Origin of the sequence: Zobellia nedashkovskayae, assembly GCF_015330125.1 — a bacterium.
In the GTDB taxonomy this organism is placed as follows: Bacteria; Bacteroidota; Bacteroidia; order Flavobacteriales; family Flavobacteriaceae; genus Zobellia; species Zobellia nedashkovskayae.
The window spans coordinates 4,212,863-4,233,835 of the sequence record NZ_JADDXR010000002.1; the positions used below are offsets into that span (position 1 = coordinate 4,212,863).

Here is a 20,973-nt window from a genome sequence, read left to right on the forward strand (position 1 = left end):
TTACTCCTTATCTTTAAGCAATAAAAGTCAAGGCAAAAAAATGGATTTGAAATTTAATAAGAACGAAGATCACAACAAATTACTTCTAAGCGACCTTAAAAGACGCTTTACCCAAGTAAAATTAGGAGGTGGCAAAGCTCGTATTGAAAAGCAGCATGCTCAAGGAAAAATGACAGCTCGCGAACGTATAGATTATCTTCTGGACAAAAATAAAGATTGTATTGAAATAGGTGGTTTTGTAGGCGACGGCATGTATGAAGAGCATGGCGGTTGCCCATCTGGCGGTGTGGTCATTAAAATAGGTTATGTTTCCGGTAAGCAATGCATTGTTGTTGCCAACGATGCTACAGTTAAAGCTGGAGCTTGGTTTCCTATAACGGGAAAGAAAAACCTTCGTGCGCAGGAAATTGCCATGGAAAACCGCCTGCCTATTATCAATTTAGTAGATAGCGCTGGTGTTTATCTTCCGTTACAAGATGAGATTTTTCCAGACAAAGAACACTTTGGTAGAATCTTCCGAAACAATGCCATTATGAGCAGCATGGGTATTACCCAGATTTCCGCTGTCATGGGCAGTTGCGTAGCCGGTGGCGCCTACCTACCTATTATGAGTGACGAGGCTCTAATCGTGGATAAAACAGGTAGTATTTTCTTAGCGGGAAGTTATCTTGTTAAAGCAGCTATTGGCGAAAGTATAGATAATGAAACTTTGGGTGGAGCTACCACACATTGTGAAGTAAGCGGAGTAACCGATTATAAAGCCAAAGATGATGCTGATGCGTTAACAACCATCAAGAATATCATGGATAAAATAGGTGATTTCGATAAAGCTGGATATAGTAGGAAAGAGGCTGTTAAGCCTAAGGAAAATCCCGAAGATATTTTTGGTATCCTACCCGCCTCTAGAGCAGATCAGTATGATATGGGCGAAATCATAAAGCGTCTAGTAGACGACTCTAAGTTTGAAGAGTACAAAGAAGGGTATGGCAAAACTATTTTAACCGGTTATGCCAGAATTGATGGTTGGGCAGTTGGTATTGTTGCCAACCAACGTAAAGTTGTAAAAACCACGAAAGGCGAAATGCAGTTTGGAGGTGTTATTTACTCTGACTCTGCTGATAAGGCAACAAGGTTTATTGCCAATTGCAACCAGAAGAAAATTCCGCTTGTATTCTTGCAAGATGTTACCGGGTTTATGGTAGGAAGTAAAAGTGAACATGGTGGTATAATTAAAGATGGCGCTAAAATGGTGAATGCGGTGAGCAACTCCGTTGTTCCAAAATTCACTATTATTATTGGTAATAGCTACGGAGCCGGAAACTATGCCATGTGCGGAAAAGCATATGACCCAAGATTAATAGTAGCATGGCCAAGTGCTGAACTGGCCGTAATGGGCGGCAACTCTGCTGCAAAGGTGCTTCTTCAAATTGAAAAAGCTTCCCTTAAAAAGAAAGGTGAAGTCTTAACCGAGAAAAAAGAGACTGAACTTTTCAATAAAATCAAAAAAAGATACGATGATCAAGTTTCTCCGTATTATGCAGCTTCTCGTCTCTGGACAGATGCAATCATAAATCCCTTAGATACCCGTAAATGGATATCTATGGGTATAGAAGCTGCCAATCATGCACCAATAGAAAAAGATTTTAACTTAGGAGTTATTCAAGTGTAACCAACTTGGAAATCTAATAGAATCAAAAGGCAATCTTATCTAAGGTTGCCTTTCTTTTTATTTTACCGCTTTCGGTCTCTACAAAGTTATCTGCTAAAAAAATCTGCTTTGGTATTTCGTATTTATTTAGGGAAGTAAGTTTTTCTATTTTCTCTTGCAGAACAGGTACTTCTTGGATTTCTTCAACAATCAAAACCAGCTTTTGGCCTAGTTTTTCATCTGGAAGTCCAGTTACAAAAAAACGCGCTTCTAAAATTGGTGATAATTTTGCCTCTATCTGTTCTGGAAACAATTTTACACCTCCGGAGTTTATAATATTATCAAAACGGCCTAACCATTTAAACTGTTTGTCCGAAATTAACTCGACCATATCATTGGTGTGAATGATTTTATCAGAAACCAATGGTGCGTTAATCACTAAGCAGCCTCTTTCATCCGAGGAGATTTTTATATCGGCTAAAGTTGAAAACACATCTAAATCTATATCCGATGCAATCAACTCCCCCAAAAGCGGCTTTATCGCTATATGAGTTATGGTCTCTGTCATACCATAGGTTTCATAAACTTTCGTCCTCTGACTGGCATTCAAAAATTCTTTTTTCAACGCATATGAAACTGGTGCACCACCAACAATAAGTTTCTTTACGTCATCCAACTCATTGAGTGAGTTTCTAAATTGCAAAGGAACCATGGCTACAAAATCATAAGAGCTTTTGGATTTCACTAAAGGCTTGGATGACGGCGCAACGCAATCTATGGAAAGTCCTAAAACCATTGCTCTAACCAACATCATCTTCCCTGCTATAAAATCAGCAGAGAGACATAACAAAGCCGTGTCATTGGGTTGAAGGTGAAAAAAATTACCTGTCGCACAGGCAGAATTAACCATCTGTTGCTTTTGCAACGTAATGGGCTTAGGTTTTCCCGTAGACCCAGAAGTATGTACTATTATAGTTGATTTGTCATTTAACCAATCTATAAGAAAATCGCCTATCGCTCTTTCATACTCTTCGCCCTCCTTCACCAAACTGTAGGCCACCTCTTTGAGCTCTACTTTTGAATAAGAGCGCCCATTTAATTTAAATTGCCTGTGAAGGTCTTTGTAAGTCAGAGTTATCATTTTGTAGCGCTAAAAATGTTTCTTCGGAAGGCACATCGCCTGTAAGTCGGTCTTTCCAATTAGACCAATTGTACTTTTTTGAAAAGATGTAAAGTAGTATCGGGTAAACAACAAATACGGGAACCAAAACATCCCATCCCAAAACTGGGTCTGAAACGTCACGGTATAACGAGTCGGTTTGAAAGGCCGTCCAGTCTGCCGTCACCAAAAGTGCTGAGATTATGTTATTTGCCGCATGAAAACCCAAGGCCAATTCCAATCCTTCGTCCATCAACGTAATAATACCAAGAAAAAATCCAGTACCTATATAAAAGATTAAGATACCATAGCCTAATTTAGTAACCTCTGGATTAAAAATATGCATAAGTCCAAAAAGTAACGAAGTAACCATTAAAGGGAACCAACGGTTTTTTGCGATAACTCCCAACCCTTGCATCATATACCCTCTCATATAATACTCTTCCATACTAGTCTGTATAGGCATCATCAAAATAGAGATGATAGCTAAAATTACGAAAGGCCCTACTTTAAAGTTGAACTCATAATCTTCAGGGGCCAGAGCTATACCAACAAAGATAAATGCGGCCGAAATCAGCGCCCAAATAGCAAAAGCAAAGAATATTCTTTTAAAATCGATTTTCCTTCTTGATGTCGTTAGCTCGGTAACCGTCTGTTTGTGTACTAATTTCACATAGGCAAAAAGGCTTATTAATCCTATAGCAAACGTTAAAAGCATATAAAAAAGCAGCGTATTGGCTCCTAAAATATCTGCCATTACCCCCATATCACCAGACCCTAAAACTTCAAGAGAATCCGCTTTTACCAAAAGCGCAGCAATCAAAGGAATACCTCCTATAACTTGCCAGAAGACAAACACAACTAAAAGTCCTAAAACATATCTCCAAGAATCACTTAAGCCTTTATAGGCTTGTGCTATATACATAAATCTTCTATTAAATTATTTTTCCAATTTTTGTTGCTGTCATAAAACAACTGTCCATTTTGAACGATAAGTGGTGAGTCTAAATTATTGGTATACAAACCACCTGTACCCAAACCTTGTGGCATTGGGTTTTGCAACATATATGTCCATTGTGCTATAGCATTCAAGCCTACATTACTTTCCAAGGCGCTAGTAACCCACCAACCAATATTCATTTTTTTTGCAATTGTAATCCACTCTTCACATCCTTTGTAACCTCCTACTAAACTAGGCTTAAGAATAATATACTGTGGCTTTATAGTTTGTAATAGTTCCTCCTTTTTTGTTACACTAAAAACTCCTATTAATTCTTCATCTAAAGCAATGGGCAAGGGCGTGATTGCACAAAGGTCTTTCATTGTACTGGACTGCCCCTGTTTTATTGGTTGTTCTATAGAATGTAAGGTGTATTCACTTAAAATCTTAAGCTTTTCAAAGGCATCTTCAGGAGTAAACGCTCCGTTTGCATCTACTCGCAATTCTATTTTTGATGCATCATATTTTTTTCTGATGGATTCCAGAAGTGCAATTTCCGTATTGAAATCAATAGCACCTATTTTCATTTTAATGCACTTGAAGCCTTCGGCCAATTTTTTAGCTATCTGCTCATGCATAAATGATTCGTCTCCCATCCAAATAAGACCGTTAATTGGTATTGGTTGTTGTTTACTAATAAATCCGGATGGATATAATAGAAACGGATTATCCGCAGAAAGGGACAAAAATGCCTGTTCTACACCAAATTGTATGCTAGGAAACTCCATTAACGCTTCCCAAAGCTCATCTTTACCTAAGTGGATGTTTTCACAAGTCCATTTTAGTTTATCCTCATAACCGTCAACATCATCAAAACTCAATCCCCTCAAAATACCACATTCCCCAATTCCTTGTTTTCCGTTTTTATTGAGAATCAAGAACCAGGTTTCTTTCTGAGTCAGTACCCCACGCGAAGTTCCGCTAGGGCGCTTAAAGTTTAAAATATATTTTTTGTAGGTTGCTTGCATAATTAGCTTCAAATTTAGCTATATTTTAGCTCTTAAATACCCTAAATGACAAGCATAAACAACAAAACCGTTTGGATTACCGGAGCCTCTTCAGGAATTGGTGAAGCGTTGTCTTACGAATTGAATAAAAAAGGATGTAAACTGATATTAAGCTCCAGAAAAACGGAAGCTCTAAAAAGGGTAAAAAATAGTTGCCAATATCCTGATGCTGTGAAAATTCTTCCCTTAGACATTACCCAATACAACTTAATGCCTTCAAAAGCCAAGGAGGCTATTGCTGCTTTTGGCACTGTAGATATTTTAATTAATAATGCAGGTATTAGCCAGCGTTCGTATATTATTGATACCGATTTTGATGTCTACAAAAAGTTGGTAGACATCAATTACTTGGGGACCGTTGCGCTTACAAAAGCCATTCTACCCTATTTTATTGAACAGCAACAAGGCCATTTTGCAACGGTAACTAGTCTTATGGGAAAATTTGGCTCACCCATACGCTCTGGGTATTGTGGATCAAAACATGCGCTTCATGGTTTTTTTGACGTCCTACGTATGGAACATGAAAAAGACCATATAAAAGTAACTCTCGTTGCTCCAGGATTTGTTCAAACAAATATTGCCAAAAATGCCTTAGTTGGCGATGGTAGTGCTAGAGGTCATGAAGATGATGACAATGCCAATGGTTTGACCACGACTGATTTTGCCAGTAAAATGATAAAGGCTATAGAAAAAGAAAAGTTTGAAGCCTATATGGGTGGTAAGGAAGTTTTAGGAATTTATCTTAAACGATTCTTCCCTAAATTATTACATAGAATTGTATTAAGAAATACAGGAAAAAGATAAAAATTTAGCTAAAGTTAAACCAATAGCGAACACCGTCTTCTGCAGTTTTATCAATGTTTAAGGTAGTCTGTAGCTGATTCGCTAAACGGTTCATTAACCTAATACCCATAGATGAATTGGCTCTTTCATCTGTATCTTCTGGTAAACCTATACCATTATCAGAGTATTCAAAATACCCTTCTTTTTCACCGATTTTGCGAATATGGATATAAATTTTACCATTTTCGTCATCATCAGGAAAAGCATATTTAAATGAATTGGAAACAAGCTCGTTAAGCATTAGTCCAAAAGGAATAGCTCTATCAATATCTAGCTCAACACCTTCTGCATCTACTGTGATGTTAATGTTATGCCCACCTTTCTTATAGACCGATTGAACACTGTTGATCAAACTCTCTATATAACTCTGCATTTCAATAACAGACAGGTCTTCGTTTTGATATAATTTCTGATGAATCAAAGCCATTGCCTTCACCCTACTCTTACCTTCTTCCAAAGCTTCTATAGCTGCTTTACTTCTAGTATTTTTGGTCTGTAAACTCAATAGACTGGAAACCATTTGAAGGTTGTTCTTTACCCTGTGGTGAATCTCTTTTAAAAGCGAATCTTTTTCTACAAGTGCGTTTTCAATTATATATTTCTGTTCTGCAATTAGACGTTGGTTTTTAATACTTTTCAAATACGCATAAACCAATCCAGCAAATCCTACAAGAGTGAACAACAATGAAATAAGAACCAAGTTTATGTTCCTTTCTTTCGCCATCATATCCACACGAGACTTTTCTAACGCAAGCTTCTGCTCAGCCAACATAGTCTGAGATACAGCAAGATCTTGCCCCATTACAGTGGCTAGTTGCTGTTTCCTTAATTCTGATTGATTGTCCAAAACAGAATCCCGTACACGAATATTCTTCTTTAAGTATATTGAAGCATTTTTGTAATCTTCAGTCCTGTCATAATACAAAGCAAAAAGTCTGTTCTTACGTAGCAAGTTCTTAGTTGTCTTCGTTTCAAGGTTGTCACTCAAGAAATCTGTAGCTTTTCCATAATCTTCCAATTGAAGATAACATTCACTAATAGCCAAACTATTTTCTGTTATTTCAGAGGAAAGATCTTGGGTTTTGTATTTTTTTAGAGTGTTTATAGCACTTTCTAAATGTGGTATGGCTTCTTTATACTGCTTTAAGTCTACATGGCATTTTCCTATGTTCCCTTCAATTATGCCTCTTAAAAGATTAGCCTGCTCTATTTCTTCTTCAGATTTTTTTCTTGTAATAAGGTTCATATAAACATCTATGTACCCTTTAGCTTTTTTATAGTGACTTAAAGCCGTTGGTGCAGACTCATCTAGTCTTAAATAGTTACCCAAGTTATTGTAGTATTCGGCTTGAGCATAAAAGTCATTCTCCTCAATGGTTTTTTTAACATTATCTATATAATGCTCCATTGCCTTTCTGTACATGCCTAAATTGGCATAGATATCATAAAAAGCAACATTCTCGTTTATTCCTAGCTCCCTCTGCTCTTTACGAATTTCAATTTGCTCCGTATACATGGTCAGCTGACCATAATTGTCGTCCATTATATCCAATAACTTAGACTTTAGATAAATATCTAAATCTTCTTTCTCTGCATAAAGTTCTTTGGAAATGGCCAGACTCTTATCATAATCACCTAAATCATAATAAATCCGGGCCTGAATAAGTTTGTAACGTTCTATTTCTGCGGAGTCTTCATCTTTTATTGCCGCATTTAGATAAAGATTGACTAGGTCTAGCCAGTCATAGGTGGAAGTTTCTCTGTATAAGTCCTGTGCATTAAAAAAGAAAGTGAGTTTTTCATCTGGGGTTTCAAAATCTTGAAACTGCTGAAACAAGTTCTCTTCTGTATCCTTTTCATTTTGCGCCGATACAACGACGGATAGAAAAAAAACTGCCCAAATGAAAATGGTATTTTTATAGTAAATGTTGTTCATATATCTAAATGAAACAAAATCAAAAAACATTTTGCCCTGTTCATACTAGGTTACTCTCTTAGCCTATGGTATTCCGTCTTAATACCCACGAAAACAACATTTTATCAAAATAACGTCTTATCTAAGCTAAACTATTTAATTGGTTATTCAGTCCATTTACATATAAAGTTAAAAAAAAGGACTGTAACAAAATAATCTATTTTAAGAACCGCTTGAAATAAGTGCAACATACTAATCTAATGTCCTTATTTTAAGGTGTTTTTACGATGGTAAAAATAACACTTGCCTATAAAGAAACAACCACCATTGTTGTGAAAGTACATTTAGTTGTGGTTTGGACTTTTTATGTATTTTCCTTTTACAACATGTATTTACCTGTCTTGAACTACAATTTTAGACATGGTTTAAAAGAATAAATTCCTAAAATTAAAAAGGAACCTAATCTTGTGAGACTAGGCTCCTTTACGAGAACACTATATGAAAATGAAAAATCTTATTTGCTTTTGTATATATCACCTCTGTAATACACTACCAAACTATTGCTTTATGCGTAAATATGGAAAATAATGTTGTGAAACCCCCAAAAGTTGTGGTGAACGCTACTTTTGGAGAATAAAAAAAGGGGAACATTAGAAATGTTCCCCTTTTCAATACTTTGAATTTTATTTTTTACGAATTCATTGCCGAGATTATGAACTCTTTAAAATCTTTAGAAATAGGTATTAGTGTATCTTTTATCATGATGTCTTTTGAGTTGATGGCATCAATGTGATCTACATTTACTATATAAGACTTATGAGCTCTGTAGAACTTATTTTTAGGTAGTTTTTCTAAATAATCCTTAAGTGGAGAACGAACCAAAAATTTCTTATCAACCGTATTTACTTCCAGATATACATTATCTGCCTTAATGAAGCGAATATCGCTAAATTGAATACGATAATACAAATGTTGTTTTTTTACAAAAATAGAATCTTTCAAAACCGTATTGGACATAGGAACATCTTCCTGGTTCTCCACAACTGCAGCGGCAGAATCATCTGATCTCGTGAAATTAGAAAGTGCTATTTCAATAGATGTATATAAATCTTGTTGCTCAAAAGGTTTTACTAGATAACCGTTTGGCTTAACCATTTTAGCATTTTCTACCGTAGCCCTATCTGAGTTAGATGTCACAAAAATGAATGGTATATCATAGTTCTCACGAATATGTCTACCTAAATCAATTCCTGTTTTATCGGAAGCTAATATAATGTCAATCAAAACAAGATCAACATGTTGTGTTTTTAAAACCTCTACGGCTTGTTCATAGACAATAACGTTGTCTACAATCTCATACCCTATTTCTTCGAGCATAGATTGCATATCATCGGCAATGATTACGTTATCCTCTACGATTAGAATTCTAATTGGTTGTTCCAAAATGGTTATTATTTAGTAGGTTCATATTCTAAATTTACAAAAAATTATTACAACTGATGTACATCAGTACGGACAAAAGAAAGGTGCTTAACGCCAACTTCTTCAGCTCAGGATCTATTTCATTATTTTTATTTGTTGCATATACCCTTTTCATGTGCAAGAAAATAGGTACAAAGGAAATTAAAGGTAAAAAAATTCGCCATCCTCTTAAATTTAATACTGAAAATGCCAAAATACTCAGAAACGCAATAATCAATAATGCATAGTGATAAATTTTACCATTTTGAAAACCTATATAAACTATGAGCGTATTTTTATTTACTTTTTTATCTGATTCATAATCCCTCAAATTATTAAGGTTTAGAACTCCTACACTTAACAGACCAATGGCTACCGCTGGCAATATTGATATGGCACTAAGCTGCTTTGTATAAAGAACCATAGAACCCATAACGGCCAACAAACCAAAGAACAGAAAAACGAATATATCTCCTAAGCCCCTATAACCGTAAGCTGAATCTCCTATTGTATATTTTATAGCCGCCCAAATACTTGCTGCACCAAGAATTACAAATAACATAGGATACATCATGTTATCAAATCCAAATGCAAAATATACAAGAGCGATGACTAAAATAAAATCTATAATTATGGAAAAAATTATTCCTTCCTTTAACTCCTTTCTTGAAATACTTCCGCTTTGAATAGCTCTTTTGGGGCCTATTCTATCTTCGTTATCCGTGCCTTTTACTCCATCGCCATAATCATTGGCAAAATTAGAGGTTACCTGAAAACCAATGGTTGTAAACAGCGCCAGTACAAATACTACTGTATCTTCAAAGCCATATAAATTAGCTAAAGCCGTACCCACCACAATACCTGAAACGGATAGTGGTAGTGTTCTTAACCTAGCCGCACTTATCCAAGCTTTAATATTTGTCAAAACTACTGAGGGGATTCAATCTGAATTCTTTTTCCTTCTTTATAGGATGCAACAAAAGCATCTTGAAAACCAAGGTCTACTAGTTGTTCGCGAAATTTCTGAGCTTCTTCCAAAGTTTCGAAATTACCTAATGAATATGAATAAAACGGATTGGTTTTTACAAAAATGGTGTTGGTAAGTGCTTCAGAAGCAAGCGTCATGTTGTTATCTACAAATGACTTTATCTGTACTGAATAGATTTTTTCTTTCTCTAAAAATTCTTTGGCCAAGTAAAACTCGCGCACTAAACTGAGCTCTTCGTTCTGTTGCTTTAAATTGTCTATTCTAGATTTAATAGCATCTAAGCTATCTATAGAAACCAATAAATTACTAGGACTTTCAAAATTGTTAGAAACGCTTCTCCCCGCTGTAAAAGAAAAAACAGTTAGACCGCCAATAAGAAACAAAGCCGTTACACCAGCAAGCAAATTACGTTGAACTTTTTTCTTTCTAAGTTCCTTATTCTTGAACTTTATCTGATCAAGAAGACGTTCGTTTATAATTTGCGCCTTGTCTATATCTTTGTGCAACTCTAGTAAGTCGCTTTCTTCTATAAATGGCATATAATTATTTTTTCGAGGTTACACTGTTAAAGTTAACCAAAATACCGAAAGATCGATGAAATGCACTCTCGGAATGTTGCAAAATTACCATATTCTGTGGTATAGATTAATATTTACGATGTTAAAAACTTTCCGTTTATCGATTAATCTAGGATTACATTTCCAAAAGACTCTCGTTTTTAATTAGATAGCATGTATGCCATCTTCCTTAATTTCTATTTTTCTTTCTTTATACAGTGTACCCACACCTTTCTTAAAGGTTTTCTTACTCATTTGAAGTTCCTGCTTAATGAGTGCGGGATCTGATTTATCGTGAAGTGCCAAATACCCACCATGGGCCATTAACTTCTTATATATTGCTTCTGCAGCTGGTTCAAGTAATTTCTCACCTATGGGCTGCAATGAAATATCTAACTTATTATCTAGGCGAATATTCTTTATATACCCCTTGGTTCTATCACCAACAGCTACATGTTTGTAGATTTCATTAGAATACACCAACCCTTTGTGCTGATCGTTTACTATAACTTCCCAACCTAGATCCGTTAGCCGTGTAAAAAGTAATTCTACCTCTTCACGTTCACGAACGGTAAGTTCATCGTTGCTTAAAAACTTATCTATTTTGTTTGAACCAACAAGTCTAAAAGAAACTTCGTCCATATAACAGCGTACCACGTACCACTGCCCTTCTTTCATCTTATCTCTTTGTTCACTAAACGGAACAAGTAAATGCTTCTCAAGACCCCAGTCTAAAAAGGCACCAATTTTGTTTACTTCGGCAACTTGGAGAAAACCATATGTATTCCTAATAACATGTGGCGTTAAGGTAGTGGCTACAGGCCTTTCCTCATGATCTAAATAACAGAAAACCTTTATCATATCGCCAATATCAATAACCTTTGGCACATACTTATTTGGCAAGAGAATCTCTGTACCTGTATTACTCCCTAAAAAGAGTCCAACACTAGTATCTCTAAGCACTTCTAACTCGTTATAATTTCCCAGTTCGATCATACTGCAAAAGTAACTTTAAAATTTGGGTATAAAAAAACCGTCTGCCATAAAGCAAACGGTCTAAATTACATTTTGAAAATCTTACTTAGTATAAACAGAAGCTTTTTTAAAGTGCTTACAAAGCATATAATAAATTACAGCTCTATGCTTGTTTCTGTTAGAAGAACCGTACTTTTCTACTACAGACTTCACAGCCTCCATTAATTTTGGGTCGTCAGACATACCCAACTTTTTCATTAAATAATTTTTCTTCACGGTTTCTAGTTCTTTATCATCAGAACCTGAAACTTTAGAAGCATCGATATTGTAGATTGCTGGACCTAGACCCACAGTTACTTTTGTCAGAAGATCCATATCTGGAGCTTCTCCAAATTTGTCCTTAATGTCTGCAGCATACTTTACAATCAAATCGTCTCTTTTACTCATAATAGTTAGTGTTGAAAATGTTAATGGTTTATGTTAATTCCCTCGAAGATATAAAATCAAAATAACCGAGCAAAATTTTGTTGTTTATAAATCTTGGTGTATGGACCTCCAAAATTTTAGGTTTATCAGATTTTTTGTAAAAATCTTTGAGCCTGTCATTCAGACTAGTTACCCCATTTACTAACATATATTCAAAGCCAAATTGAGCACTTAAGTGTTCAACATTTCTATCATGAGCCGTTTCAAAAAAAGTAGCGAAATTTTCAGTTTCTTCTTGACCTGGTAAGATTCTAAAAATACCACCGCCATCATTATTTATAATAATTATTCTAAAATCTGAGCGGATATAATTGTTCCAAAGACCATTGCTATCGTAGAAAAAACTGATGTCTCCCGTAATTAGTAACGTAGGAGTTTTAGCATAAAATGCAGATCCAACTGCTGTAGATGTACTCCCGTCAATTCCACTAGTTCCTCTATTGCAGAAAATTTCTAAACTAGGGTCTAAATTAAATAGTTGGGCGTAACGCACCGTAGAACTATTAGCTAACTGTACATGCTGACTTTTAGGAATTGATTTCAATATATTATAAAAAGCCAACATATCCGAGAACGGAATTTGCTTCATATAATCCTCACGTTTTATTTCATATTGTAATCGAATTTTATTCCAGTAATTAAAATAATCACTGGATTGAGGTTCTATTTGATTCATAAAATCAGCAAAAAAACTGTTTACATCCGTTTTAAAATGATGTGTTAACGCAAAGAAAGTGTTGAATGCCTTAAGCTCATCTATATGCCAATGATGTTCAGGTTTGTACTCCCGTAAAAATGCCTTTATTTTTTTTGATACAATAAGACCTCCAAAGGTCAATAGCACCTGAGGTCTTAACTTTTCAAACAACACATTAGATTCCTCACTTTTTTCTATAGGAGCAATAATACTATCGATACTCGCAAAGAAATTTGGATGATGAAGGTTAGATGTAGTTTCCGTCAAAACTATTACAGACGAGTCGGTTGCTAGCACATCTAGGAATTTTTGCTCCACCTCATTAGGCGGATTCACACCCACCAATACTATTTTTTTTGACGAAGTATTCCAAATATCCGCATAGTTCTGTAAATCTGAAATCTCTAGTTCTTCTTTATCTCTTACAGGAACAATAAGCGCTTTTACAGAAGGTTCCGTAGTGGTGTCATAAAGGGGTTCTTCAAAAGGAACGTTTATATGTACCGGTAACTTAATCTGCAATGCCACGTTAAGTGCGGTATTCAGTTCACTATCATTATAATCTTGTATTTCTTGTTGTGCGGTATCTTTATTTTCCTCTGATAACCACTCAGGCTTATATTTCTCTACTCTTTTTACAGCGTGCGAAACATCTTGTTTTAAATTGGCCGAATAACCAATATGCCTATCAAAAACATTATCCTGTCTTATAGTTTGCCCATCACCTACATCAATTTTATAAATCGGTCGATCTGCTGAAATCACAACTAACGGAATACCACTATAGAATGCTTCTGCCACCGCTGGGTAATAATTCAACAAAGCACTTCCTGAAGTACATACCACGGCAACGGGCTCATGTAATTGCTGTGCTATACCCAATGCAAAAAAAGCGGCACTGCGTTCGTCCACAACGCTGAAACATTTAAAATAAGGGTCTTCGCTAAAATCAATCGTCAGCGGTGCATTTCGTGACCCTGGAGAAATTACAATATTTTTTATCTTTTTCGCCTTGCAGTGTTGTACTACCAATTGCGCGGAGGGTATGCTAGAGTATCTCATGAGTTACAAAAATACAACGGTTGTATTTCTTAAACCAATCTTGTTTAAATTACTCTGTAGCCATTATCACCTTAAGCATAGTCTTGCTCTTAGCTACCGTCTCGTTCCACTCTTTTTCGGGGTCCGAATCTTTAGTAATTCCGCCACCAACATAAATCTGCAGGTTACCCTCCTTTAATTGCATACAACGTAAATTCACAAAAAGCGTGGTGTTTTTAGAAATAGAACGATACACATTGTTCTCTGTATTCCTAGGGCGATTGTTTCTATTCCTTTCGGTCTTAAAATTCAATTCGCCTAAAAAACCGGTATAAAATTCACGGTCATAGTTTTCTTCCTTTAAAATAAATGCTTTTGTTTTCTCTTTGGGCATACCACAGACTGCAGGTGTTGGGTGAAGCGCTTTTACCACCTCTCCAAGTTCTTCTTGCTTTGCAATACCAGATATTTTGGTTCTAAGATGCATTAAAGAACCGGCCCTTACGGTTTCTGTTGGCGTTCGTTCCAAGTCCGAAACCTTACCCTCCAAAGCTTTAATAATATAATTTGTTACCAACTGCTGTTCATCCAGCTCTTTGTTGCCCCAAGTAGGGTTTTCGTCGTTACCGTAATCTTGGGTGCCTGCTAATGACATAGTCGTTAGTTTTCTATTGTGCATGGTCAATAAAATTTCAGGAGTTGCCCCAAGCCACATCCCTACCTTTGGATGATACCACAAATAACAAAATGCGGTCTTATATTCATGCAAGAGCGTCTGAAATAAAACTAAAGGAGAAGCATCTGTTTTAAGCTGTATACCTCTTGAAAGCACTACTTTATCAAAACTTCCCGCCTTGATTTCGGCAATACCTTTCTTTACCAACTCCAGATGAAAATCCTTCTGTTTTGTGTCTATTCCTATCTCAATGTCTTGTGATGGCGCATTAGCTTCTTCCGGGAAATGAGCAAGACTAACAATTTCGTCCAATTTCAAGAGTACGGCTCCTCTATCGGAATCAAATGGTGCAAAAACAAATCCTGTTTCTAAATAGTCATTAAGGTGATGCAACTCTTCATCTTCTTGAAAAATGGCAGTAACGCCTTTCTCATTAGGTTTACGATAAGCTACAAAAGGTAATTTATTCTCTAGGTGAGATTCAATTTTTTGAAAAAAATCCAAGGGCATTATTTTTTCTTTGGTAAAGCTATTGTGGTCAATTTACAGAACGAGACCAGTTTACCTTCTTCATTTGTAATCTTAATTTCCCACAGTTGGGTAGTTCTTCCTTTATGCAAAATAGTAGCTTTTGCAAACACATCGCCATCACGAACACCTTTGACATGGTTAGCAGAAATTTCAATACCACGTATGGAAAATTGCTGTGCATCAAGAAAAATATACGAGGCCATACTACCTATACTTTCTGCTAAGGCAACCATAGCTCCACCGTGTAAAACTCCATCTGGTTGGTGAACTCGCGAGTTTACAGGCATTTTTCCAACCAAAAAATCTTCACCCACATCTACGTATTCAATTTGTAGGGTCTCCATCAGTGTGTTTTTTGAAGATTCATTGCAAACCTTCAGTATTTTTTCCTTGTAGGCGTCCATATCTACTATTTTTTTCAAAATTAAGCATTACGTCATCAATAAAAGCCATTACTTTTATAGAGATTTTTGTTCTATGGATTATTCTGAAAATACGGTATCTTATACCACCACAAATAGCTATGCTACGTTAAACTCGCTCACAAGTCAAACTAAAAACGTTTGGATTGTACTGCATGGCATTGGCTATTTAAGTCGATATTTCTTAAGGTATTTTGATGAATTACCTCCTGAAGAAAACTATATTATTGCACCTCAAGCACCATCAAAATACTATTTAAACAATACATATAGGCGCGTTGGAGCCAGCTGGCTTACCAAAGAAGGTACAGAACAAGAAACACAAAATGTTTTGGCCTATCTAGATGCTGTGTATGCCGCACAAGAGTTTCCGGAAAATTGTAATTTTATAATACTTGGATACTCACAAGGAGTTTCGATCGCCACAAGATGGGTAGCTCAAAGAAAGATAAAGTGCAATCAATTAGTGCTTTATGCTGGAGGTATTCCTAATGAATTAAAAGCATCTGACTTTAGTTTCTTAAAAGAAAATCACACCAAGGTGACTACACTGGTTGGGGACACGGATGAGTATATAACTAAGGAGAGACGGGAAACCGAATCCAAAAAAATAGATCATCTATTTGCAGGAAAAGCAGAACAAATTTTCTTCGAAGGCGGGCACGAAATAAAAAAAGAACTCATCCTAAATCTGGTATAATGAATACAGCTTTTATTTTGGAAAATGAATTGGTGAAGCTCGTTCCTTTAAAAAAAGAACATACCAAAGAACTCTGGCCAATTGCACAGCAAATAGACCTTTACCAATATGGTTCTAATGATGTTTCTACAATTCAAAAATTAGAGAACTATATAGAGACAGCTTTGACCGAAGAAAAGCAGAAAAAATCTATTCCTTTCGTTATTTATAATAAAATAACCAATGATTGCATAGGTAGTACCCGTTTTGGTCATATTGACTATAAAAACAGAGTATTACATATTGGTTGGACGTGGATTTCTCCTGCCACCCGTGGTACTGGTTTTAACCATCAAATGAAATTTTTGATGTTAAGCTACGCTTTTGAAAAGATGGATTTTGAGAAAGTGGAATTCCGAATTGATGAGCGAAACATACGTTCTAGAAAAGCGGTAGAAAAATTAGGGGCGAGTTTAGAAGGAATCCTAAGAAAGAACGTCATCACCAAAAGTGATTTCAGAAGAAGTTCATGCTGTTACGGAATCCTGAACGAGGAATGGGCAGATATTAAACAATCAAAATTTAAAAACTTTATATGAATCAAGCCATAGCACAAGTAACCCTAGTAGTTAAAGATTATGATGAAGCCATTGTCTTCTACACTAATAAATTAGGCTTTAAACTGGTAGACAACATTCAATTAGATGATAACAAAAGGTGGGTTACGGTATCTCCTCCTAGTCTAAACGGACTATCGCTTTTACTAGCTGAAGCTACGAATGACGAACAACGAAAAGCTATAGGAAACCAATCTGGTGGTCGTGTTTTTCTATTTCTGCACACCGATGATTTTTGGAGAGATTACAAAAAAATGAAAGACCAAGCTGTAGAATTCAACGAAGACCCTCGTGATGAGCCCTACGGAACCGTTGTCGTATTTAAAGATTTGTACGGAAACCTCTGGGACCTTATCGAAAGAAAATAGTTTGCTAAAATCTTCTATCCGGAGAAAAGGCATCGATATTCATGGACACTTTTCTCTCGTCTATTATTTCAGAAATTAATTTTCCTGTAGCCGGCCCTAGACTCCATCCCATCATAGCATGCCCGGTTGCGAAAGTCAAATTGGCCCATTTGGAAGAACGCCCAATATAGGGAAGTCCGTCCGGTGAAACTGGGCGTAATCCTGTTTTTACACTCGCAATTTCATTTGCGTTTATATCTACGGTAGGATAAAAGTTTTTTGCTCCGCTGGCAATAGCCATAACTCGCTCTTTTCTAACAAAATCGTTGTTGCCAGAAAACTCCATTGTGCCGGCAAACCGTGTGAAACCATCCATTGGTGTAACCGCCATTTTTGACTCCATAAGAATAGCAGGAATGGCTATTCCTGTGGGCCTCGCAACATTTATACTGTAGCCTTTACCTCCTTGCAGAGGTAAGTCCATCCTAATTTTTTTTGCGATTTTGCCACTCCATGAGCCAGCTGCAAGTATTACTTCATCCGCTGTATAGTTGCCTTTAGAAGTTTTAATCTTGAGAATCCGATTTCCTTTTACTTCTAAATCCAGAACTTCTTCATTCGTTCTAATCTTTACTCTTGCGCTTTTTAGATAAGCTACTATTTTTGGCATAAACTGAGTTGGCGTAGAGTGTGCATCACATTCATAGTGAATAGCTCCTTTTGCATCTATAGCAACCTCTGGTTCTAACTTTGCCAATTGTTTCTGATCTAGTTCTTGTACTTCTAGGCCTAAAAAACTGGCTTTATTTGCCACATCTTTCTCATGAAGATAAGCCTCTTGGGTTTTATAAAGCATCAATAACCCTTTACGCTCCAATTGAAAATCACCTAAATCACCCGAAGCTTTTATAGCCCCAAAAAGTTCTCTACTCAGAACATTGATGTCTTTAATAATAGGAATAGCTTTAGCCACTTTTTCTTTGGTAGATGATTTATGAAAATACCATGACCATTTAAAGAACTCGGTATCCCATCTAGGTTTCATATAAAATGGACTCGCAGAATTGAACATCATCTTAATGCCCTTGGCAATCATGCCCGGGGACGCCAGTGGAATAATGTGACTAGGAGTAATGTAACCTGCATTTACAAACGAAGCTCCAGATGTAATATCGGATTTATCTATTACCGTAACATCATGACCTTCCTTGCTTAAGAAATATGCAGAACTTAACCCCACAATTCCTCCTCCTATTATGATAACTTTCTTACTCAATTCTTCTTTCTGTTTTATATAACCTGAAACCCATGTGCATAAGGGTCGTCGTCATCAATTGTAATGGTATTATGGCCGTATATTCTGGCCCAACCTTGAATGCTGGGGTAAATAGCTATTTTACCGTTCAAAAGAGTTTCTTCTTCTATCCTACCTATAAATTTTGAACCTATAAAGCTTTCATGAATGAACTCCTCTCCTATTTTTAATTTTCCTTTGGCATGCCATTGTGCCATTCTCGCGGAAGTTCCCGTACCGCAAGGCGACCTATCAATTGCCTTATCTCCATAAAAAACAGCATTGCGAGCGGTTGCTTCGGTAGAAATAGTATCTCCTGTCCATAAAATATGACTTACTCCATTAATGGTTTCATCCTCCGGATGGACGAATGTATTGGGGTATTTTAAATTTATTTTATCTCGAATTTCTTGACTCAATTGAACCAGTTTGCCTGCTGAAAAATCTTGAATGCCTGAAAAATTGGATTGTGAGTCTATTATCGCATAAAAATTACCGCCATAAGAAACATCAAATACCAATTCACCTAAATCAGAACTTTCAATTGTTAAATCTGTAGCGGCCAAATACGATTTTACATTCGTCAACTTTACCCAATCTACTTTATTTCCTGTTTGCTTATAGGTTATTCTAACAAGCCCAGCCGGTGTTTCCATTCGAATTTCACCCAGCTTTTTTGGTTTAAGTAATCCTTCTTCAATACCTATGGTGATGGCTCCAATAGTACCGTGACCACACATAGGCAGACAACCACTGGTTTCTATAAACAGAATACCAAAGTCATTTTCAGTATTTGCTGGTGGATAAAAAATGCTACCACTCATCATATCATGACCCCTAGGCTCGAACATTAACCCTTTACGAATCCAATCGTATTCTTTTAGGAAATGCTGACGTTTCTCACTCATGGATGCACCTATAAGTTCAGGTCCTCCCTTAGCTACTAACCTTACTGGGTTTCCACAGGTGTGGGCATCAATACAGGTGAAAATACGCGTCGCCATAATTCAAATAGTACTACATGTTCTAATCTTACTCAATTTTTTTATTGGTATGCTCACTGTCAACAATTCGCATTATCGCGAGCGGATTACCATTTTGTAATTCTTCAGGAAGTAATTCTTGTGGCCAATTTTGAAATGAAACCGGTCTAACCCAACGCTTCACAGCAGATACTCCAACCGAAGTAAAACGGCTATCCGTACTGGCAGGAAAAGGTCCGCCATGTTGCATAGAGGGACAAACTTCTACTCCTGTTGGAACACCATTAAAAATTAACCTCCCAACTCTTCCTTGTAAAGCGTCTACTGCTGAACTGTATGTTTTTAATTCTTCAGGATTTCCAAGAACGGTACCTGTTAACTGCCCTTCCAAACGGTTCAAAACTTCTGTCATCTCTTTTGCATCGCCACATCTTACCACAATAGAAAATGGTCCGAATACTTCTTGATGTAGTTTAGAGTTCTTTAAAAAATTAGCCCCATTAACGGTTAGCACTTTCTGTTTTGCATAATTTGGTGCTACTGCCTTTTCATATTCCGCTACAACATCAGCACCACCTTGACCTGAAAGCTCTTTTTTACCTTTTTCGTAGTTGTTATAAATGTTTGGATGCAACATACAAGAAGGCTCCAATTTATCTATTTCTTCACCTAAAGCGTTTATAAAAACATCTAGCGATGTGCTTTTTATTCCCAAAATTAATCCTGGATTAGTACAAAATTGTCCAGCACCCATCATAACCGAACTGGCATATTGTTTAGCCCAATCCTGACCTTTTTCACGCAAAGCGGAAGGTAAAACCACAACAGGGTTTATACTACCCATTTCAGCAAAAACCGGAATAGGTTCTTTTCGTTCGTTAGCCAATTTATAAAGCGCCGTACCACCTTTTATACTTCCTGTAAATCCTACGCCTTTAACTTTAGGGTGAAGCACCAACTGTTGTCCCACTTCTATACCACTACTATTCAAATTAGAAAAAATACCGTCAGGCATACTCGTGCGCTCCGCTGCTTTAATTACTGCCGAAGAAACCAGTTCTCCAGTACCAGCATGCATAGGGTGACTTTTTACAATTACCGGACAACCGGAAGCCAAAGCACTAGCGGTATCACCACCAGCCGTTGAGAATGCGAACGGAAAATTACTTGAACCAAAAACAGCTATAGGGCCAATAGGAAGCAACATTTTACGTAAATCTGTTTTAGCCATTGGCTGTCTATCTGGTTGGGCCGTATCTATCGTAGCCTCTACCCACGAACCTTCTTTTAGCAATTGAGCAAAAGCCCGCAACTGCCCCATAGTACGCCCACGTTCACCAACAGCTCTACCTTCTGGCAATCCAGACTCTTTACAATACGCCTGAATCAATTCATCACCTAGAGCCTCAATCTCTTCGGCTATAGCTTCTAAAAATTCTGCTTTCTTAGCTCCTGAAAAGTTTTTGTAAGTCTGAAAAGCTTCGTGAGCTTTATCCACAGCCTTATTTATTTCCTCCTTTGTGGCCTCATAAAAAGTCCATTCTGTTTCCAAATTAAGCTTTGGATCAAAGGTTTTATATGTATCACTTCCAATAGATGAAAGCTCATTTCCTATATAGTTTTTTCCTGTAATCATAGTATGGTATT

General features: G+C 36.6%; 20 protein-coding genes. 5 read left to right on the forward strand and 15 right to left on the reverse strand.

What is annotated here, in order from left to right; translation table 11 throughout:
• Window positions 1-40 precede the first annotated feature (40 nt).
• Window positions 41-1,669 (forward strand): acyl-CoA carboxylase subunit beta, encoded by a 1,629-nt coding sequence (locus IWB64_RS17365; protein ID WP_194535216.1) that lies wholly within the window; start codon window positions 41-43, stop codon window positions 1,667-1,669.
• 22 nt (window positions 1,670-1,691) lie between these two features.
• Here the strand turns inward: IWB64_RS17365 and IWB64_RS17370 are convergent, their stop codons facing one another.
• Genes IWB64_RS17370 through IWB64_RS17380 form a run of 3 tightly spaced genes read right to left on the reverse strand, consistent with a single transcriptional unit; the run spans window position 1,692 to window position 4,775 of the window.
• Complete coding sequence (locus IWB64_RS17370; RefSeq protein ID WP_194535217.1) at window positions 1,692-2,789, reverse strand: AMP-binding protein; 1,098 nt, start codon at window positions 2,787-2,789, stop codon at window positions 1,692-1,694.
• Window positions 2,749-3,732: a CPBP family intramembrane glutamic endopeptidase gene (locus IWB64_RS17375; protein WP_194535218.1), complete on the reverse strand. Its 984-nt coding sequence runs from the start codon at window positions 3,730-3,732 to the stop codon at window positions 2,749-2,751. Before IWB64_RS17375 ends, IWB64_RS17370 begins: the two co-directional genes overlap by 41 nt.
• Window positions 3,723-4,775, reverse strand: coding sequence for an o-succinylbenzoate synthase (locus IWB64_RS17380; RefSeq protein WP_194535219.1), 1,053 nt, complete (start codon window positions 4,773-4,775; stop codon window positions 3,723-3,725). The genes IWB64_RS17375 and IWB64_RS17380 overlap by 10 nt, the downstream gene beginning before the upstream one ends.
• Window positions 4,776-4,820: 45 nt before the next feature.
• On the opposite strand from IWB64_RS17380, the gene IWB64_RS17385 reads away from it, so the two are divergent.
• Complete coding sequence (locus tag IWB64_RS17385; RefSeq protein ID WP_194535220.1) at window positions 4,821-5,618, forward strand: SDR family oxidoreductase; 798 nt, start codon at window positions 4,821-4,823, stop codon at window positions 5,616-5,618.
• 4 nt (window positions 5,619-5,622) lie between these two features.
• Here IWB64_RS17385 and IWB64_RS17390 read toward each other — a convergent pair whose 3' ends face one another.
• From IWB64_RS17390 to IWB64_RS17430, 9 genes are all read right to left on the reverse strand, one after another.
• A complete protein-coding gene (locus IWB64_RS17390) occupies window positions 5,623-7,593 on the reverse strand; it encodes a sensor histidine kinase (protein WP_194535221.1) in 1,971 nt (656 codons plus the stop codon).
• 669 nt (window positions 7,594-8,262) lie between these two features.
• On the reverse strand, window positions 8,263-9,015 hold the full coding sequence (locus tag IWB64_RS17395) for a LytR/AlgR family response regulator transcription factor (protein ID WP_194535222.1): 753 nt from the start codon (window positions 9,013-9,015) through the stop codon (window positions 8,263-8,265).
• 34 nt (window positions 9,016-9,049) lie between these two features.
• Window positions 9,050-9,958, reverse strand: a complete 909-nt coding sequence (menA, locus tag IWB64_RS17400; RefSeq protein WP_194535223.1) for a 1,4-dihydroxy-2-naphthoate octaprenyltransferase — start codon at window positions 9,956-9,958, stop codon at window positions 9,050-9,052.
• 2 nt (window positions 9,959-9,960) lie between these two features.
• Window positions 9,961-10,560, reverse strand: coding sequence for an SPOR domain-containing protein (locus tag IWB64_RS17405; RefSeq protein ID WP_155596146.1), 600 nt, complete (start codon window positions 10,558-10,560; stop codon window positions 9,961-9,963).
• A 183-nt stretch (window positions 10,561-10,743) separates the two neighbouring features.
• Window positions 10,744-11,574 carry a CvfB family protein gene (locus tag IWB64_RS17410; RefSeq protein WP_194535224.1) on the reverse strand — a complete coding sequence of 277 codons (831 nt, stop codon included), beginning with the start codon at window positions 11,572-11,574 and terminating at the stop codon, window positions 10,744-10,746.
• Between the two features lie 81 nt (window positions 11,575-11,655).
• The gene (locus IWB64_RS17415; protein ID WP_194535225.1) at window positions 11,656-12,000 is read right to left on the reverse strand and encodes a DUF2853 family protein; all 345 of its coding nucleotides are present in this window, start codon (window positions 11,998-12,000) and stop codon (window positions 11,656-11,658) included.
• A 28-nt stretch (window positions 12,001-12,028) separates the two neighbouring features.
• The gene (gene menD, locus IWB64_RS17420) at window positions 12,029-13,798 is read right to left on the reverse strand and encodes a 2-succinyl-5-enolpyruvyl-6-hydroxy-3-cyclohexene-1-carboxylic-acid synthase (RefSeq protein ID WP_194535226.1); all 1,770 of its coding nucleotides are present in this window, start codon (window positions 13,796-13,798) and stop codon (window positions 12,029-12,031) included.
• 49 nt (window positions 13,799-13,847) lie between these two features.
• Window positions 13,848-14,963 (reverse strand): chorismate-binding protein, encoded by a 1,116-nt coding sequence (locus IWB64_RS17425; protein WP_194535227.1) that lies wholly within the window; start codon window positions 14,961-14,963, stop codon window positions 13,848-13,850.
• Window positions 14,963-15,388 (reverse strand): PaaI family thioesterase, encoded by a 426-nt coding sequence (locus IWB64_RS17430; RefSeq protein ID WP_155596141.1) that lies wholly within the window; start codon window positions 15,386-15,388, stop codon window positions 14,963-14,965. The genes IWB64_RS17425 and IWB64_RS17430 overlap by 1 nt, the downstream gene beginning before the upstream one ends.
• A gap of 73 nt (window positions 15,389-15,461) precedes the next feature.
• Between IWB64_RS17430 and IWB64_RS17435 the strand changes: the two genes are divergently transcribed.
• The 3 genes from IWB64_RS17435 to IWB64_RS17445 are packed head-to-tail and all read left to right on the forward strand — an operon-like array spanning window position 15,462 to window position 17,070.
• Complete coding sequence (locus IWB64_RS17435) at window positions 15,462-16,106, forward strand: alpha/beta hydrolase (RefSeq protein ID WP_194535228.1); 645 nt, start codon at window positions 15,462-15,464, stop codon at window positions 16,104-16,106.
• Entirely contained in the window at window positions 16,106-16,684 is a 579-nt protein-coding gene (locus IWB64_RS17440; protein WP_194535229.1) for a GNAT family N-acetyltransferase, read from the forward strand. Before IWB64_RS17435 ends, IWB64_RS17440 begins: the two co-directional genes overlap by 1 nt.
• A complete protein-coding gene (locus IWB64_RS17445; protein WP_194535230.1) occupies window positions 16,681-17,070 on the forward strand; it encodes a VOC family protein in 390 nt (129 codons plus the stop codon). The genes IWB64_RS17440 and IWB64_RS17445 overlap by 4 nt, the downstream gene beginning before the upstream one ends.
• Before the next feature lie 4 nt (window positions 17,071-17,074).
• Here IWB64_RS17445 and IWB64_RS17450 read toward each other — a convergent pair whose 3' ends face one another.
• From IWB64_RS17450 to IWB64_RS17460, 3 genes are read right to left on the reverse strand one after another with little or no spacing between them, the layout of a single operon-like run.
• Window positions 17,075-18,325: an NAD(P)/FAD-dependent oxidoreductase gene (locus IWB64_RS17450; RefSeq protein ID WP_194535231.1), complete on the reverse strand. Its 1,251-nt coding sequence runs from the start codon at window positions 18,323-18,325 to the stop codon at window positions 17,075-17,077.
• 14 nt (window positions 18,326-18,339) lie between these two features.
• Window positions 18,340-19,347, reverse strand: coding sequence for a 4-hydroxyproline epimerase (locus IWB64_RS17455; protein ID WP_194535232.1), 1,008 nt, complete (start codon window positions 19,345-19,347; stop codon window positions 18,340-18,342).
• A 28-nt stretch (window positions 19,348-19,375) separates the two neighbouring features.
• Window positions 19,376-20,962 carry an aldehyde dehydrogenase (NADP(+)) gene (locus IWB64_RS17460; RefSeq protein ID WP_194535233.1) on the reverse strand — a complete coding sequence of 529 codons (1,587 nt, stop codon included), beginning with the start codon at window positions 20,960-20,962 and terminating at the stop codon, window positions 19,376-19,378.
• Window positions 20,963-20,973: the final 11 nt, after the last annotated feature.